Genomic DNA, 15,210 nt, shown 5'->3' on the forward strand with positions numbered 1-15,210 from the left:
AACCTCCTGTTTGACCAGCAGATGGGCGCGACCTGCGCCGCGCCCGTTGTTGTTGTCAGAAGCTGAAGTCGACCTTGGTCCAGAAGGTCCTGCCTGGCTCGTTGACCGGCTGTGGATCGCTAGCCGGGTAGCCGAACCCGGCGTTCCCGGCCAGGTTCAAGTGCTCGGCGTAGGTTTTGTCGAACAGGTTGTCGACCCCTGCGCTGAGCTTGAGGTGGTTGCTTACCTTGTAGGCGCCATTGAGCGAGAACACGCCGAAGCCGGCGCTGTTGTCGTAGTCCTTGCCGACCACGTTGCCCTGGTTCTCGGCGATGCGGTTCTGCGCCGCCACCAGCCGCCACAGTGCGCCGACGCTCCACACATCGCGGCTGTAGGTCAGGCCCAGGCGGCTTTCCAGAGGCGGCATTTGCGGCAGTGCTGTGCCGTCACTGCTGTTCTTGCCCCAGGCGTAGGCCAGCGTGGCGTCGGCCTTCCAGTTTTCCGTCAGCTGGTAGGCCGCGCCCAGTTCGCCGCCCATGATGCGGGCGTCGATGTTGCGAGCCTGGGAGCTCATTCCCTGGTAGTCGAACAGGATGTAGTCGCGGATCTGCCCGATGTAGCCAGACGCCCAGGCTTCCATGCGCTCGTCGCGGTACTGGACACCGAAGTCGAGCTGGGTGGTCTTCTCTGGTTTGATACCGTCGAAAGCATTGGCCGCACCGGGTGGTGCCAGCTTGGGCGAGAACAGCTCCCAGTAGTCGGGGAAACGCTGGGCATGACCAAGGCCGATGTACATGGTGGCCGGGATGGCTGCCAGGTCGTGCTCGTAGCGGACGAAACCGCTGGGCAGGGTATCGGCGCGGGTGTCGCCGTTGGTGGCGCTGGTTGCGCGGAAGTCGCGGGCCGAGGCGCGGTCCAGGCGGGCACCGGTAATCATGCGGTCCTCGCCGCTGACGTACCAGGTCAGCTCGCCGAAGGCACCGTAGTTGTGGAAGTCGGCGTCCTTGGTCCAGGCCTGGCCCTTGTGCGCGTCCACACCCATGCCGCCGCGTTTGCGATGTTCGTTGGTCTGCGCGTCGATGCCGCCGATCAGTTGCACATCGGCCCAGCGCCAGGTGGCCTTGATGCGTGCGCCCATGGTGCGGCGGTCGACGTTGCTGACCATCGGCATGCCCATCATGCCGCTGCCCGAAGGCGTGCGCAGGCTGTAGTTGTCCATCACGTGGTCGGCGTAGTTGTAGTAGACCTGCGCCTCGACCTTGTCGAGCACCTCGCCGAGGTTGGATTTTTCGAAACGCAGGCCCAGGCTTTCGCGCTTGAACTGCGAGCCGTCCATGCCACGCCCGGCATAGCGGGCCTCACCATCGCCCTTGCCGGCGGTGAGTTCCAGCAGGGTGTCCTGGTCGGGGGTCCAGCCGAGGGCGACATCGCCATTCCACTTGTCCCAGCGTGACGGCACGGTGTTGTCATCGCCGTCATGGTAGTCGTCCGAGCGCGACTGGTTGCCGACGAAGCGGGCGTAGGCCTGGTCGTTGCCGGCGGCGGTGTCCAGCACCTTGTCGAAGCGGCCGTTGGAGCCGGCCAGCAGGCTGGCGTTGACCCGGCTGCCGAGGGTGCCGAACTTCTCCGGCTCGCGCTCGAAGAGGATGGTGCCCGCCGAGCCGCCCGGGCCCCAGATCACGCTTTGCGGGCCTTTGATCACGGTCAGGCGGTCGTAGGTTTCCGGCGAAATATACGACGTGGGGGCATCCATGCGGTTGGGGCAGGCGCCCAGCATCAGGCCGCCATTGGTGAGGATGTTCAGGCGCGAGCCGAACATGCCGCGCAGTACCGGGTCGCCGTTGGTGCCGCCGGCGCGGATGGCCGAGAAGCCGGGGATGGTCTTCAGGTAGTCGGCGCCGTCGCTGGCAGGCACCGGCTGGCGCGGGTCTTTCGGGTTGGTGACCACGGTCAGCGGCGAGCTCGGGGCCACGGCGGTGATCACCGTCGGGCTCAGCTCGGGGGCGTCGTATGCATGGCCTTCATGGCCTGGGGCGGCGGCCAGGGCCACGGGCGCGAGCAGCGAGCCGCACACGGCGGCGATGGTCCCACGCAGGGACAAGGCAAAAACAGGGGTGTAGCCGGACATAATGATTCCAGTCGATCAGTCATGGGTCAGCGCGAAGCCTCCTGGCTCCGTGCGCAAAAAATGTGGGTTCAGACGTTGATCGAGGAAGGTGGGGCGCGGCTGCGCGCGCCAGGGAATACAGCCTGCCGGGCATGGCCCTGGCGCGTGGGTGCGAACAGGTGGGTGGTGGGTACGACGCTGCTGGCACTGAGCGGGCTGAGGGCCTGGGGCAGGGCCGGGCAGTTGAACAACAGGCTGCAGTAACCGCACTTTTCCCACATCACATGCAGCTGGCCATCGCCAGTCTGGCCGTGATGGGCGTCGCCGCCATGCTGATGGGCGGTGGCCATCGGCATGTCCATCGGCATGCTCATGCCGGCGTGGTGGTCCATCGGCATCGACTGGGAAATCAGCGGGCCGATGAAGATCATCCACATGGCGAACAGGCTCAGCCATCCGCCACCGGCGCGCCTGCGGTCAGGGCGGGTGGTACGGCTGATGCTGTTGCGCGGCAGGCTCATGACGAGTGCCTTTCAGCGGGTGATCAGTGCGCGTGTTCGTGGGCTTGCGGCTGGTCCGTCGGCGCCTGCTTCTGCACGGCCACATCGACGGTGATATCGCCGGCCTTTTCGAAGTGCAGGGTCAACGGGAAGCGCTTGCCGTCGCTGAGCAGGCTGCGGTCCTTGGGCTGCATCAGCATCACATGGTAGGCGCTGGGGGCGAAGGTCAGGTCCTTGCCGGCGGGCACCACCACGCTGGGTACCTGCTGCATCTTCATGGCACCGCTGGCGCTCATGGCATGCTCGTGCAGTTGTGCGTCATCGCTGATGGGGCTGTCGACACCGAGCAGGCGGTCGTCGGCCTGGCCATTGTTGTGCACCACGAAATACGCCGCGACGTTGGGGGCGTTGGGGGGCAGCTGCAGTGACCAGGGGTGGGCGATGTGCAGGTCACCCACGCTGTATTCGTGGGCATTGGCAAAGGCGCCGGGCAGCAGCAGGGCGGCCAGGACGAGGGCGTGCTTGAGCATGGTGAATCTCCGTTTCTGTTCAGGTTCAGGCAGACAGCGTGATGAACTCAGGCCAGCGGAGAGGCTCGGGGGTTGAGCGCCGGCCAGAGTTGGCGCGGCGTGGCGTGGTAGTCGGCGGGTGGCGGCAGCAGCCCGGCGAGCAGTATCGGCGGGTTGTGCAGCTGCGGCGGGTAGCCGGGCAGGGCCAACAGCGGCGCGGCACCAGAGCAGCACCAGCAATTCATCATGCTGCCACTGTCGTCGCTTTGCGTGCCTAGGTCGATCCTGGCCAGGGCCTGGACGTCGGCCTTGGCCTTGTTGGCCATGCTGGAACAGAAGGCCCCCCACAGCAGCTGCTCGGCCGGGCCCTTGGGCGCGGCAGAGGACAGCGGCATGGCCAGCAGGTTGAACAGCACTGCAAGGCAGGCTATCCAGGCAATGTGCCGACGTGGGGGCATGGAGAGATCCGGTCAGGAATCGTGGTGGGTATTGTAAGGCCGAGTATAGGTAAAAATGGCGGGGTGCGGTGAAGTGACGCAGGCCGGGCCCTTAGAGGGGCCGCTTTGCAGCCCGATCGCCGGCAAGCCAGCTCCCACAGGGACCGCACAGATTTCAAGGCCTGTGGTAAACCTGTGGGAGCTGGCTTGCCGGCGATGAAGATCAAGGTACCCTCAAGCCTTGTTGCGGCCCATCAACCCTCGCACGGTCTCCTGCAGGTCCGCCGGCAGCACCACCACCTTGGCATTGCTGCTGCCCGCCAGGTTCTCCATGGCCCCCACATAGCGCTCGCCCAGCAGGTACATCGCCGGCACGGTCTCGTTGCCGACCGCGTCCTTGACCAGCGTAATCGCCCGCGCCGAGGCCTCGGCCAGGCTGATCTGCGCTTCGGCATCCAGCCTGGCAGCCTGCAAGCGTGCTTCTGCTTCCAGGATCGCCGCCTGCTTGGCTCCTTCGGCACGAGTCACGTCGGCCTTGCGTTCACGCTCGGCTGCCGCCTGGCGCTCCATGGCCAGTTGCATGTTCTCCGAGGGCTTGATGTCCTGGATTTCCACCGAGCGTACGGTCACGCCCCAGTCTTCGGTCTGCTCGGACATCGCCTCGCGCAGGCGCGCCTTGATCTGCTCGCGGCTGGACAGCGCTTCGTCCAGGTCCATGGCCCCGACGATGGCGCGCAGCGAGGTCATGGTCAGGCTGGTGACGGCGAACGAGAAGTCCTGCACGCCATAGGAGGCCTTCTGTGGGTCGACCACCTTGGCGAAGCACAGGGCGTTGGCCACGATCACGGCGTTGTCCCGGGTGATGATTTCCTGCTGCTGCACATCGAGGATGATGTCCTTGGTAGGCAGGCGGTAGGCGACCACGTCCATGTACGGGATGACGATGTTCAGGCCGGGCTTGAGCGTGCTCTGGTAGCGGCCCAGGCGCTCGACGACCCATTCTTCGCCCTGGGGCACGATGCGCACCCCCTTGAACACGGTGATCAGGACGAACAGGGCGATGGCGACGACGACGATGAGACTGGTCATGATGCGAAATTCCTTTTAATGCGGATTCAGGCCCGAATGACCCGGGCGGTGTTCCCTTCGATGGCGGTCAGGCGTACCCGCTCGCCGGCCGCGATCTCGCTGTCGGCGATGCAGGTCCATTCCTCGTTGCCGAGGATAGGCTTCTGGAAGCGCACACGGCCTTTCTGGAACTCCGATACACCAGCAGTCAGCAGCCCCACTTCACCGATCACGCTTTCGGCGGTCCAGCGCACGTCTGGTTGCTTGCGCCGGAACAGCTTGAACCACAGTGCCGTGGTGACTGACGACATCAGCACCCACAGCAGCACCTGCATGTCCAGTTGCAGGCTGGGGGCGGCCAGCGAAATGAGCGATACCAGCACGGCGCCGATGCCGAACCAGAGGATGAAGAACGTCGGCAGGACCAGTTCGAGCAGGATCAGCGCGATGCCGAAGACCAGCCAGATCCACCATTGCATTTCCATATGGGTAGCGCCTTCCGGGAGGGGAGTGCCGAGTTTAAGGTAGCAGTGCGGCACATGGCCACTTCATGGTTTGCAAGAAAAGTCCGAAATGGCTGTAGGAGCAACTATCTTGTGCAAATACATGAAAGTTGCCGCGTCCCCTGTGGGAGCAGGTTCACCCGCGAACACCGGCGAAGCCGGTGCCATGCACCGCGTTGATTTCTTCGCGGGTAAACCCGCTCCCACAGGGATCTGCGGTGCGCTTACGGAATTTGTTATCCGCGCAGGTCGAGCGCCGCAGCCAGGTCGGCTGGCGAATCGAATGTCCGGTCCACATCCGGCAAAGCCGGTCGCTTCAGGATCAGCACAGGTATCCCCAGCTCCCGCGCCACCTCCAGCTTCGGTTCGGTCGCTACGCTGCCACTGTTCTTGCTGATCAGCACATCGATCTTGCGGCGCTGGAACAACGCCCGCTCATCCTCGATATGGAACGGCCCGCGCGCGCCAATCACTTCGCAGCGATCGTTGCCAGGGCACGTTTCCAACGCACGCAAGGTCCAGAACTGCTCCAGCGGTATCTCGTCCAGATGCTGCAGCGGCTCACGCCCCAGCGTGAACAATGGCCTGCGAAACGGCTTGAGTGCCTCGATCAACCCCGCCCAGTCCTCGACCTCGCGCCAGTCGTCCCCCGCTTGTGTCTGCCAGGCCGGGCGGCGCAAGGCCCAGCACGGAATACCGGCCAAGCGTGCGGCGTTGGCCGCGTTGCGGCTGATCTGCGCGGCATAGGGATGGGTAGCATCGATCAGCAACGTGATGCCTGCATCGTGCAGGTAGTTCGCCAGCCCTTCGGCGCCGCCAAAGCCGCCGACCCGAACCTGGCATTGCAGGTCCTGCGGCACCCGGCCGATGCCCGCCAGGCTGTAGACATGCTGCGGGCCCAGGCGGCGAGCGATGGCCAGGGCTTCAGTGACGCCGCCCAGCAGCAGGATGCGCCCGTTCATTGCACACCCGCCCGGCCGACGATGCCACCCTGGCGATCGATGGCGAACACCTCCACCTGCACCTGCGCCGGCACCACGCTGCGGGCGAAGGCCAGGGCGTGGGCGCACACCGCGTCACCCAAGGGAATGCCGGCCGCATGGGCCAGTGCCAGGGCCTGTTGGCTGGTGTTGGCAGTAATGATCGATGCCTGCAGCGCTGCGTCGGCGCCGATGTCCGCCGCCCAGCCGGCCAGTTGCGGCAGGTCGATGCTGGAATGACGGCTGTGCAGGTCCATGTGCCCGGCAGCCAGTTTGCTGATCTTGCCGAAACCGCCGCACAGGGTCAGGCGTGGCACCGGTACCTTGCGCAGGTGCTTGAGCACCGCACCGACGAAGTCGCCCATTTCGATCAGGGCTATTTCCGGCAGGCCATAGACGCGGCGCATGGTGTCTTCGCTGGCGTTCCCGGTGCATGCGGCGATATGCGTGTAGCCGTTGGTGTGGGCGACGTCGATGCCCTGGTGGATCGAGGCAATGTAGGCCGCGCAGGAAAACGGCCGCACGATGCCGCTGGTGCCGAGGATCGACAGACCGCCGAGAATGCCCAGGCGCGGGTTCATGGTCTTCAGGGCCAGTTGCTCGCCGCCCTGCACATTGACCGTCACCTCGAAGCCGCCGGGATAGCTGCATTCGTCCGCCAGGCGTTGCAGGTGTTCGCTGATCATGCGCCGTGGCACCGGGTTGATGGCCGGCTCACCCACCGCCAGCACCAGCCCCGGGCGGGTCACGGTGCCGACGCCGCTGCCGGCGACAAACCGGATGCCAGGTTCGGCCAGCAGGCGAACCTGGCTATAGAGCAGGGCCCCATGGGTCACGTCCGGGTCGTCGCCGGCGTCCTTGAGCGTGCCCGCTTCGGCACCTTGGCTGGTGAGGCGGCAGAACTCCAGGCGCATCTGCACCACCTTGCCCTTGGGCAGGGTGATGCTGACGGCGTCGTTGCTCTCGCCACCGAGCAGCAAGCGTGCTGCCGCCAGGCTGGTGGCGGTGGCGCAGCTGCCGGTGGTCAGGCCGCTGCGCAGGGGGGCGGGCTGTTCGCGGGTTTCTTCACGCATCGGCGGGTTTCACCACGTCCAGCAAGGTGATCGGCAGCGCCTGGCGCCAAGTGTCGAACGCGCCCAATGGCTGGGCATGGGCGACATGGATGCGGGTCAGCTCGCCGCCGTGGCGTTCACGGAAATGCGTCAGGGCCAGTTCGCTTTGCAAGGTCACCGCATTGGCTACCAGCCGGCCGCCGGGGCGCAGGTTTGCCCAGCACAGTTCGAGCACACCTTCGCGGGTGACGCCGCCACCGATGAAGACAGCATCCGGTTGCTCCAGGCCCTCCAGCGCCGCCGGTGCCTTGCCGCGGACCAGTTGCAGACCGGGTACACCCAACGCATCGCGGTTGTGTTCGATGAAGCCCTGGCGGCCTTCGTCGGCCTCGATGGCCAAGGCGCGGCAGGCCGGGTGGGCGCGCATCCATTCGATGCCGATCGAGCCGCAGCCGGCGCCCACGTCCCACAGCAGTTCGCCGGGCTGTGGTGCCAGGCGGGCCAGTGTGATGGCGCGGACGTCGCGCTTGGTCAGCTGGCCGTCATGCCGGAAGGCGCTGTCCGGCAGCCCGGCCAGCCGGTGCAGGCGCGGCGCCTCGGGCGTGGCCAGGCACTCGATGGCTACCAGGTTGAGCGCGGCGACGTCGCTGTGCGGCCAGTCCTGGGCGGTGCCGGCCAACTCACGTTCGTCCACGCCACCCAAGTGTTCGAAGACTCGCAGGCGGCTTGGCCCGAAGCCCCGCTCGCGCAGTTGCGTGGCAATTGCTGCCGGGCTGTCGCCGTCGTTGCTCAGCACCAGCAGGCGCACACCGCTGTGCAGATGGGCATTGAGCGCTGCCAGGGGCCGAGCGACCAGCGATACCACCTGCACGTCCTGGAGTGGCCAGCCCAGGCGGGCGGCGGCCAGGGCGCAGGAGGAGGGCATCGACAGCACGCGTATTTCAGCGGCGGGCAGTTGGCGCGCCAGGCTGGCACCGACGCCGTAGAACATCGGGTCGCCGCTGGCCAGCACGCACACCGGCTGGCCGCGCAGGGCCAGTACCGGGGCCAGCGAGAACGGGCTTGGCCAGCCCAGCCGTTCGCCGGCCACGCAGCGTGGCAGCAAGGCCAGCTGGCGCGGGCTGCCGAAGATCCGCGCAGCGCCCAGCAGCGCGCGCCGGGCCTGCTTGCCCAGGCCGCTGAAGCCGTCTTCGCCGATACCTACTACTGTCAGCCAGGGTGCCATGTATTTCATTCCGCCATTTTTTGGGGCCGCTGCGCCCCCCTTCGCGGGCTCGCCCGCTCCCACAGGTACAGCGCAGCCGTTGAGGGCAGCGGTGATCCTGTGGGAGCGGGTATGCCCGCGAAGGAAGGCGACGCGGTCCTTAATTTCTACTCGATCGTCGATGATGCTCGACCACCGGCTTTTCATGCCGCCGGACAAAGCAGGCATAATACCGCGCCTTCTACACTCAAGCGCATTTTCACAGATTGCCGGACGCCCCTTTGACCCAGGCCCATGCCTTCCATGTATCGCCCCGTCCCTCGGCCTGCCCGGGGTTGTGGCGCATCGTCAGTGCCCGTGATGGCGGCATCTGCCGCATCAAGCTGCCGGGCGGCCTGCTGCTGGCCGACCAGGCCGACGCAGTGGCGGCGGCTGCCGAGCGTTTCGCCGGTGGCGTGATCGAGGCCACCAACCGCGGCAACCTGCAGATTCGCGGCATCGGCAGCGACCATCGCGGCCTGGTCGAGACACTGCTCGCTGCCGGCCTGGGCCCACGTGATGCCGCCGGTGACGATGTGCGCAACCTGATGCTCAGCCCGCTGGCCGGGCATGACCCGGCGATGCTGCTGGACGCTCGACCGTTGGCCGGGCAGATCCTCGACCTGCTGGAGGGCACCCCGCGTTTTCACCAGTTGTCGGCCAAGTTCGCTGTGCAGCTGGATGCCGGCGAAAACCTGGCCATGCTCGAACACCCCCATGACCTGTGGCTGTCTGCCCTGCGCCTGGGGCAGCAGACCTGGCTGGCGTTTGGCCTGGCAGGTTGCCCGGCAGACGGCCAGGTGCTCGGCGCGGTGCCGGCGGACCAAGGCCTGGTGCTGGTGCGTGCGGTGCTGGAGCGCTTCCTCGACCTGGCCACCCCGGCACAGTCGCGCATGCGCCAGTTGCTCGAGGTATGTTCGGCAACCGATTTCATCGACGGGCTCGGCCTGGCCATCCGCCGCGATGCCGCCGTGCTCGCATGGCGACGTGAACCGCGCAGCGCCTCGTGGCTGGGCGTTCTGCCCCAGGCGCAGGGCGTCGCCTTGGGCGTTGCCCCGCCGCAGGGGCGCCTGACCCCGGCCATGCTGCGTGGCGCTGCGCGCGTTGCCCGTGAACATGGCGATGGCAGCCTGCGCCTGAGCCCCTGGCAAAGCCTGGTGCTGACCAACCTGCAAGCGCAACACATCGACCACGCCCAGGCCGGGTTGTCCGCACTGGGCCTGCTATGCCATGACCATGAGCCACTGGCACGCATAAGCGCCTGTACCGGCGCCAGTGGCTGTGCCAAGGCCCTGGGCGAGACCAAGGCCGACGCCGTCACCCTGGCCGCACTGCTCGGCCCTGGTGTGCCCGGCAGCGTGCACTTGTCCGGTTGCCCCCGATCCTGCGCCGTGGCCCATGTTGCCCCGGCCACCCTGCTGGCCCGCGCGCCGGGCCGTTACGACCTGTACCTGCGTGATGCGCGCCAGCCGGGCTTCGGCGCCCTGCGCGCCACCGACCTTACCTTGAATGAAGCAGGCGCCATGCTCGACCTGCCGACGGAGCACCTTGATGATTGACTACATCCGCGATGGTCAGGAGATCTATCGCAATTCCTTCCGGATCATCCGCGAGGAAGCCCGACTCGAGCGGATCCCCGCAGACCTCGAAAAGCTCGCCGTGCGCGTGATCCACGCCTGTGGCATGGTCGACGCCATCGATGGCCTGCAGTTCTCCGAAGGCGCCGGCCGGGCCGGGCGCGAGGCGTTGCTGAACGGCGCGCCGATCCTGTGCGATGCGCACATGGTCGCCGAAGGCATCACCCGCGCCCGGCTGCCCGCCGACAACAAGGTCATCTGCACCCTGCGCGACCCGAGCGTACCGGGCCTGGCGAAAGACGCCGGCAACACCCGTTCCGCCGTCGCCCTGGAGCTGTGGCGACCGTACCTGGAAGGCAGTGTGGTGGTGATCGGCAATGCGCCTACCGCACTGTTCTACCTGCTGGAAATGCTCGACGCCGGCGCCCCGAAACCAGCACTTATCCTCGGCTTCCCGGTCGGCTTTGTCGGTGCCGCCGAGTCCAAGGCGATGCTCGCCGCCGACAGCCGTGGCGTGCCGTTCGTGATCATGCAGGGCCGCCTGGGCGGTAGCGCGATGGCCGCAGCTGCGGTCAACGCCTTGGCCACGGAGGTGGAATGATGGCGCCGCGTGGACGTCTGCTGGGCCTGGGTGTGGGCCCTGGCGACCCAGAACTGATTACCCTCAAGGCCCTGCGCCTGCTGCGTGAAGCGCCTGTGGTTGGCTACTTCGTGGCCAAGGGCAAGCGCGGCAACGCCTTCGGCATCATCGAGGCGCACCTGCAGCCCGAGCAGACCCTGCTGCCGCTGGTCTACCCGGTAACCACCGAAGCGCTGCCAGCGCCGCTGTCCTATGAACAGGTGATCAGCGACTTCTACGACGAGGCCAGCGTGCAGGTGGCCGAGCACCTGGATGCCGGCCGCGACGTGGCGGTTATCTGTGAGGGCGACCCGTTCTTCTATGGTTCCTACATGTACCTGCACGACCGCCTGGCACAGCGCTACGAGGCCGAAGTGATCCCCGGCGTCTGCTCGATGCTCGGTGGCGCCTCGGTACTGGGCGCGCCGCTGGTGTACCGCAACCAGAGCCTGTCGGTGCTGTCTGGCGTGTTGTCGGCCGAAGAGCTCAAGCGTCGCCTGGCCGATGCCGACGCGGCGGTGATCATGAAGCTTGGCCGCAACTTCCCCAAGGTGCGCGAAGTGCTGGCCGAACTGGGCCTGGACGGGCGCGCGCTGTATGTGGAGCGGGCGACCATGGCCAACCAGAAAATCGTGCCGCTGGACCAGGTCGACCCACAGTCGTCGCCGTACTTCTCGCTGATTATCGTGCCGGGTGAAAAATGGCAGGGCTGAACATGCACCAGGCACCGGCGATCGTCATCCTTGGCCAGGGCAGCCTGGCCACGGCGCAGCGTATCCAGCAGTGTTATCCACAAGCATCGATCCATGGGCTGGAAGGACGGGTCGAGGGTGCCGACCTTTGCTACACCGCGTTCGGCGATACCCTGCGTGGGCTGTACCAGCAGAACACTCCGATCATTGCCTTGTGCGCGGCGGGTATCGTCATCCGCAGCCTCGCCAGCCTGCTCAGCGAGAAAGGTGTCGAGCCGCCAGTACTGGCCGTGGCCGAAGACGGCAGCGCGGTAGTGCCGTTGCTCGGTGGCCTTGGCGGTGTGAACGTGATGGCGCGCGAAATCGCTGAAGCACTGGGCGTTGCTGCGGCGATTACCACCAGCGGCGAGTTGCGTTTCGGCACCTGTCTGCTGAACCCACCGCAAGGTTACGCGTTGGCGGATATCGAGCAAGGCAAGCGCTTCGTCTCCGATCTGCTGGCTGGCGAGGCGGTGCGCATCGAAGGTGACGCGCCGTGGCTGCAGCAGGCGCAGCTGCCTGCCAGCGAGGCGGCCCGGCGTACCATCCATGTAGGGCACCAGGCGCGCCCGGCCAGCCGCGACGAGCTGCTGATCCACCCGCGTTCGGTGGTGGTGGGTGTTGCTGGCGGTAGCCTGGCCAGTATCCGGTCGGCATTGCAGCAGGCCGGCATCGCCGAGCCGGCAGTGGCCTGCCTGCTGGCCGACGAGCAAGCCATGGCCGATAGCGCCCTGTACGAGGCCGCACAGGCCCTGGGGGTTGCCTTGCGCTTTGCTGCCAGGACGCATGATCTCGCCAGCATGGTTGCCGCGGCATTGCCTGCTGCGCAGCTGATCGAGGTGGCAGACGTGGTCATCGCGGTGGCGCCTGCCCCGGTCGAAGTGGCGCAGATCGGTCGTCGTCGGGGTCGTTTGGCGGTCATCGGCCTGGGGCCGGGTGCAGCCGAGCTGATGGTGCCGGCGGTCAAGGCCGAGCTTGCGCGGGCCGAGGATGTGCTCGGTTACGAAACCTACGTGCGCATGGCCGGCCCGTTCCGTGACGACCAGGTACTGCACTGCACCGACAACCGTGAAGAGATGCAGCGTGCCCGGCATGCCTTCGAACTCGCGGCTCAGGGCCGTTCGGTGGTGGTGGTTTCGTCGGGCGACCCGGGGGTGTTCGCCATGGCGGCTGCGGTACTTGAAGCGCTGCACGAGTCCACGGACCCGGCCTGGCACCGGGTGGATCTCGAGATCCTGCCAGGGGTGTCGGCCTCGCTCGCGACGGCCGCCCAGGCGGGCGCGCCGCTGGGGCATGACTTCTGTGTGATGTCGCTGTCCGACAACCTCAAGCCTTGGTCGATCATTGAAAAGCGCCTGGACCTGGCGGCCCAGGCCGACCTGGTGCTGGCATTCTACAACCCGATTTCCAAGGCCAGGCCGCACCAGCTTGGGGTAGCGCTGGAGGTCGTGCGTCGGCACCGCGAGGGTAACACGCCTGTAGTCCTTGGCCGTGACATCGGTAGGCCGGGGCAGACGCTGAGGGTCGTCACATTGGCCGAACTGCTGCCGGAAATGGTCGACATGCGCACCATGGTGCTGGTGGGTTCATCTACAACCTGCGTGTTTCCTCGCTTGTCGGGCGGGGTGTGGGCCTACACCCCGCGTTGGTACCCGTCGGCTGACTAGTTGCACCGGAAACCCTTCAGCGCGCTGCATCCTGGGCGTGCTGCCTAAGGTGGTCGCCCCTGACTCGGGGGGCAACCATCTAGGAGTTTCCACATGTCCACAGAAACACAAGTCACTGCGACCGACACCGCCATCCTGGTCGAAGGCAACCTGCTGGCCTGCGGCGCAGGCATGTCTTCGCAAAGCCGTCATGACGTAAAGAACGCCTTCCACTTTGCCACCTTGGTGGCTGACAAGTCCTTCGATGCCGAAAAACAGAGCAGGGAGTGGTACGACCGGTTCATCGATGTCATGCGTGATCTTGGCTTTACCATCCCTCGTCGCACCTTCGAGCTGGAAACCTCTGCCGAGTTGTCTGTCACCGTAGGCGCTGTCGCTATACGGGCGATCGGTGCGGTCGGCAATGCAGTGCTGGGTGGTACCAAGTTGGGTGTGCTGGCCAAGGCGGCTTTCGACAAACTCACCACCGTCGAAAATGACGTCAAGGTGGTCGATCACAAGCGCAAGAACAAGGTCAGGGGCATGGTCGGGATGGCCGCCTGCGTCGAAACCGACAACAACGATGTGGTCATGGTGGTGAGCTGCATCCAGGCCTCTGCCCCCAAACTGGAGGATGACATCCTGGGTATCCAGTGGAAGCTGGAAAAGACCGAGTACTACGCCGGCATGGCTGTGCTCACCCTCAACACTTTCGTCTACGACAAGGTCCGCGAAACCGTGGAAAACAAACTTGGCGTGCGCAGCGTCGAGAACGTTCTCCAGTACGACTTCTGATTGCAGGGCGGCGTTGTTGCAACGCCGCCTTGTTCGGCTCTTTGTGACGAGGCAATGCAATGGACAGAACAGCTGAACAACTGATGTTGATTGGCGGGACTGCATTACTGTATCGCGCGGACGCTGGCCAGATTCAACGCCAGGCTGCTTTCGACTCCATCCTTTACGCCCAGTTGGTGGCCAACAGGAATGCGGGGTCACGCTTTGACAACTATGAAGCCTGGTATGACGCCTATCGCGAGGCATACCGGCAACTGGGCTGGATCAAGCTGGCCAGTACGCATGACTTGAAACAGCTGGGGCAGCCCGCGCGCAGCGCGCAGATACAGCCACTCGAGGCGTGGCTGAAGATGCGCTCGATCCGTCATGAGGCTGTGCTGGCTGCAGTAAGAAGTGGCCTGGGCCGATCGATCGAAGGTTTTCGTCACCAGCTGAAGTTCAGCACGCAGGGTTCGCAACTGGTGATCGAGCTTGGCTTGCTCAAGCCGGGCCCGACCCTCGATCTTTGCAGTATCACCATCCAATTCGACGCACCGATTGCCGGCATACCCAAGGACATGCTGCTGGTCGAAAAGGCGCTGGAGGGTGAAGCCGGGTTCAATGGCGTTTCCTTGCAGCTGGATAACGGGCGTTTCCAACACCAGCGAGATGAGCTGGAGGCATTGATGAAAACCAAGGATGCACAAGGGGAGTATCGGTTCGACCTGCATTAGGCAATGGCTATGGCGCCAGGTAGCCTTTGATACCGGTAAAGATGATTTGCGCAGCCAGGGCGCAGACGAACAGCCCCATCAGCCGGCTGACGATCTGCAGGCCCTGGTCGCCGAGGATGCGCTCGATACGGTGTGACAGGTACAGCACCAGGCCGACGGTAAAACTGGCCAGGGCGATGCTGATGATGGCCAACAGCTTGTCGTCCCAGTGCGGGTGGCCGACGCCCATTACCAGCAGTGCACCGATGGTGCCCGGGCCGACGGTGAGCGGGATGGTCAGCGGCACGATGGTGACATCCTGCTGCACGTTGTCGGCCTGTACCGCAGACTTGCCTTGGGCCATGCCCAGTGCCGAAATGAACAGCACACTGCCAGCGCCGATGCGGAAGGCGTCGGCGGTGATGCCGAAGATGCCGAAGATCGCCCGACCGAACAGGTACAGCAGGACACTGGCGATGAGTGCGGCGATGGCTACCTTCCATGCCAGCTGCTTGCGCTCCTTGCTGGAATGGCCGCGGGTCAGGCTGATGAAGCACGACAGCACGAAGAACGGGCTGTAGAGCACGAGCATTTTCAGGTAGACGCTGAACAACTCATGGAGCATGGGGGCTAGTCCAGGCAGTTATGGCTGGGCAGAGTTTATCAGCAGATTCTGTTGATAGCCTGTGCCGGCCTCTTCGCGGGTGAACCCGCTCCCACAGGGATAGCATTGCCTTCAGGTCTTATGCAGTACCTGTGGGAGCGGGTTCAC

16 protein-coding genes are annotated in these 15,210 nt (G+C 65.5%); 6 read left to right on the forward strand and 10 right to left on the reverse strand.

The genetic code is table 11. The features are described 5' to 3' along the window. Positions 1 to 55 precede the first annotated feature (55 nt). The 9 genes from WM94_RS05195 to WM94_RS05235 form a co-directional block, all read right to left on the reverse strand. On the reverse strand, positions 56 to 2,107 hold the full coding sequence (locus WM94_RS05195; RefSeq protein ID WP_061550626.1) for a TonB-dependent copper receptor: 2,052 nt from the start codon (positions 2,105 to 2,107) through the stop codon (positions 56 to 58). Between the two features lie 68 nt (positions 2,108 to 2,175). After that, positions 2,176 to 2,607, reverse strand: coding sequence for a DUF2946 domain-containing protein (locus WM94_RS05200; protein WP_061550627.1), 432 nt, complete (start codon positions 2,605 to 2,607; stop codon positions 2,176 to 2,178). Between the two features lie 23 nt (positions 2,608 to 2,630). Next, positions 2,631 to 3,116 (reverse strand): copper chaperone PCu(A)C, encoded by a 486-nt coding sequence (locus WM94_RS05205; protein ID WP_061550628.1) that lies wholly within the window; start codon positions 3,114 to 3,116, stop codon positions 2,631 to 2,633. A 47-nt stretch (positions 3,117 to 3,163) separates the two neighbouring features. Then, positions 3,164 to 3,553 (reverse strand): DUF2946 domain-containing protein, encoded by a 390-nt coding sequence (locus WM94_RS05210; protein ID WP_061550629.1) that lies wholly within the window; start codon positions 3,551 to 3,553, stop codon positions 3,164 to 3,166. 213 nt (positions 3,554 to 3,766) lie between these two features. Next, positions 3,767 to 4,621: an SPFH domain-containing protein gene (locus tag WM94_RS05215; RefSeq protein ID WP_061550630.1), complete on the reverse strand. Its 855-nt coding sequence runs from the start codon at positions 4,619 to 4,621 to the stop codon at positions 3,767 to 3,769. Between the two features lie 26 nt (positions 4,622 to 4,647). Beyond that, positions 4,648 to 5,085: an NfeD family protein gene (locus WM94_RS05220; RefSeq protein ID WP_003257542.1), complete on the reverse strand. Its 438-nt coding sequence runs from the start codon at positions 5,083 to 5,085 to the stop codon at positions 4,648 to 4,650. Positions 5,086 to 5,339: 254 nt separating this feature from the next. After that, positions 5,340 to 6,065, reverse strand: a complete 726-nt coding sequence (locus WM94_RS05225; protein WP_061550631.1) for a cobalt-precorrin-6A reductase — start codon at positions 6,063 to 6,065, stop codon at positions 5,340 to 5,342. Next, entirely contained in the window at positions 6,062 to 7,156 is a 1,095-nt protein-coding gene (locus WM94_RS05230) for a cobalt-precorrin-5B (C(1))-methyltransferase (RefSeq protein ID WP_061550632.1), read from the reverse strand. The genes WM94_RS05225 and WM94_RS05230 overlap by 4 nt, the downstream gene beginning before the upstream one ends. After that, positions 7,149 to 8,360 carry a bifunctional cobalt-precorrin-7 (C(5))-methyltransferase/cobalt-precorrin-6B (C(15))-methyltransferase gene (locus tag WM94_RS05235; protein ID WP_061550633.1) on the reverse strand — a complete coding sequence of 404 codons (1,212 nt, stop codon included), beginning with the start codon at positions 8,358 to 8,360 and terminating at the stop codon, positions 7,149 to 7,151. The genes WM94_RS05230 and WM94_RS05235 overlap by 8 nt, the downstream gene beginning before the upstream one ends. 245 nt (positions 8,361 to 8,605) lie before the next feature. Here WM94_RS05235 and cobG point away from each other — a divergent pair, with 245 nt between their 5' ends. The 6 genes from cobG to WM94_RS05265 all read left to right on the forward strand — a co-directional run bounded on the left by cobG (position 8,606) and on the right by WM94_RS05265 (position 14,459). Further along, positions 8,606 to 9,937 (forward strand): precorrin-3B synthase, encoded by a 1,332-nt coding sequence (gene cobG, locus WM94_RS05240; protein WP_177342355.1) that lies wholly within the window; start codon positions 8,606 to 8,608, stop codon positions 9,935 to 9,937. Next, a complete protein-coding gene (locus tag WM94_RS05245) occupies positions 9,930 to 10,556 on the forward strand; it encodes a precorrin-8X methylmutase (protein WP_039613543.1) in 627 nt (208 codons plus the stop codon). Before cobG ends, WM94_RS05245 begins: the two co-directional genes overlap by 8 nt. Then, positions 10,553 to 11,287, forward strand: coding sequence for a precorrin-2 C(20)-methyltransferase (locus tag WM94_RS05250; RefSeq protein ID WP_177342357.1), 735 nt, complete (start codon positions 10,553 to 10,555; stop codon positions 11,285 to 11,287). The genes WM94_RS05245 and WM94_RS05250 overlap by 4 nt, the downstream gene beginning before the upstream one ends. Further along, a complete protein-coding gene (gene cobJ / locus WM94_RS05255; protein ID WP_082810493.1) occupies positions 11,275 to 12,972 on the forward strand; it encodes a precorrin-3B C(17)-methyltransferase in 1,698 nt (565 codons plus the stop codon). The genes WM94_RS05250 and cobJ overlap by 13 nt, the downstream gene beginning before the upstream one ends. A gap of 93 nt (positions 12,973 to 13,065) precedes the next feature. Further along, positions 13,066 to 13,746 carry a hypothetical protein gene (locus WM94_RS05260; protein WP_023662437.1) on the forward strand — a complete coding sequence of 227 codons (681 nt, stop codon included), beginning with the start codon at positions 13,066 to 13,068 and terminating at the stop codon, positions 13,744 to 13,746. A gap of 59 nt (positions 13,747 to 13,805) precedes the next feature. Further along, positions 13,806 to 14,459, forward strand: a complete 654-nt coding sequence (locus WM94_RS05265; protein WP_256206998.1) for a hypothetical protein — start codon at positions 13,806 to 13,808, stop codon at positions 14,457 to 14,459. 7 nt (positions 14,460 to 14,466) lie between these two features. Here WM94_RS05265 and WM94_RS05270 read toward each other — a convergent pair whose 3' ends face one another. After that, a complete protein-coding gene (locus WM94_RS05270) occupies positions 14,467 to 15,063 on the reverse strand; it encodes a MarC family protein (RefSeq protein ID WP_013974374.1) in 597 nt (198 codons plus the stop codon). Positions 15,064 to 15,210: the final 147 nt, after the last annotated feature.

Origin of the sequence: Pseudomonas sp. ABFPK (genome assembly GCF_001586765.1) — a bacterium.
GTDB classification, from domain to species: domain Bacteria; phylum Pseudomonadota; class Gammaproteobacteria; order Pseudomonadales; family Pseudomonadaceae; genus Aquipseudomonas; species Aquipseudomonas asiatica.

What these genes read in the sequence shown, in the direction of transcription:
- WM94_RS05195 (WP_061550626.1), bottom strand. Translation starts at nt 2,107, where the DNA reads ATGTCCGGCTACACCCCTGTTTTTGCCTTGTCCCTGCGTGGGACCATC.
- WM94_RS05200 (WP_061550627.1), bottom strand. Translation starts at nt 2,607, where the DNA reads ATGAGCCTGCCGCGCAACAGCATCAGCCGTACCACCCGCCCTGACCGC.
- WM94_RS05205 (WP_061550628.1), bottom strand. Translation starts at nt 3,116, where the DNA reads ATGCTCAAGCACGCCCTCGTCCTGGCCGCCCTGCTGCTGCCCGGCGCC.
- WM94_RS05210 (WP_061550629.1), bottom strand. Translation starts at nt 3,553, where the DNA reads ATGCCCCCACGTCGGCACATTGCCTGGATAGCCTGCCTTGCAGTGCTG.
- WM94_RS05215 (WP_061550630.1), bottom strand. Translation starts at nt 4,621, where the DNA reads ATGACCAGTCTCATCGTCGTCGTCGCCATCGCCCTGTTCGTCCTGATC.
- WM94_RS05220 (WP_003257542.1), bottom strand. Translation starts at nt 5,085, where the DNA reads ATGGAAATGCAATGGTGGATCTGGCTGGTCTTCGGCATCGCGCTGATC.
- WM94_RS05225 (WP_061550631.1), bottom strand. Translation starts at nt 6,065, where the DNA reads ATGAACGGGCGCATCCTGCTGCTGGGCGGCGTCACTGAAGCCCTGGCC.
- WM94_RS05230 (WP_061550632.1), bottom strand. Translation starts at nt 7,156, where the DNA reads ATGCGTGAAGAAACCCGCGAACAGCCCGCCCCCCTGCGCAGCGGCCTG.
- WM94_RS05235 (WP_061550633.1), bottom strand. Translation starts at nt 8,360, where the DNA reads ATGGCACCCTGGCTGACAGTAGTAGGTATCGGCGAAGACGGCTTCAGC.
- WM94_RS05245 (WP_039613543.1), top strand. Translation starts at nt 9,930, where the DNA reads ATGATTGACTACATCCGCGATGGTCAGGAGATCTATCGCAATTCCTTC.
- WM94_RS05250 (WP_177342357.1), top strand. Translation starts at nt 10,553, where the DNA reads ATGATGGCGCCGCGTGGACGTCTGCTGGGCCTGGGTGTGGGCCCTGGC.
- cobJ (WP_082810493.1), top strand. Translation starts at nt 11,275, where the DNA reads ATGGCAGGGCTGAACATGCACCAGGCACCGGCGATCGTCATCCTTGGC.
- WM94_RS05260 (WP_023662437.1), top strand. Translation starts at nt 13,066, where the DNA reads ATGTCCACAGAAACACAAGTCACTGCGACCGACACCGCCATCCTGGTC.
- WM94_RS05265 (WP_256206998.1), top strand. Translation starts at nt 13,806, where the DNA reads ATGGACAGAACAGCTGAACAACTGATGTTGATTGGCGGGACTGCATTA.
- WM94_RS05270 (WP_013974374.1), bottom strand. Translation starts at nt 15,063, where the DNA reads ATGCTCCATGAGTTGTTCAGCGTCTACCTGAAAATGCTCGTGCTCTAC.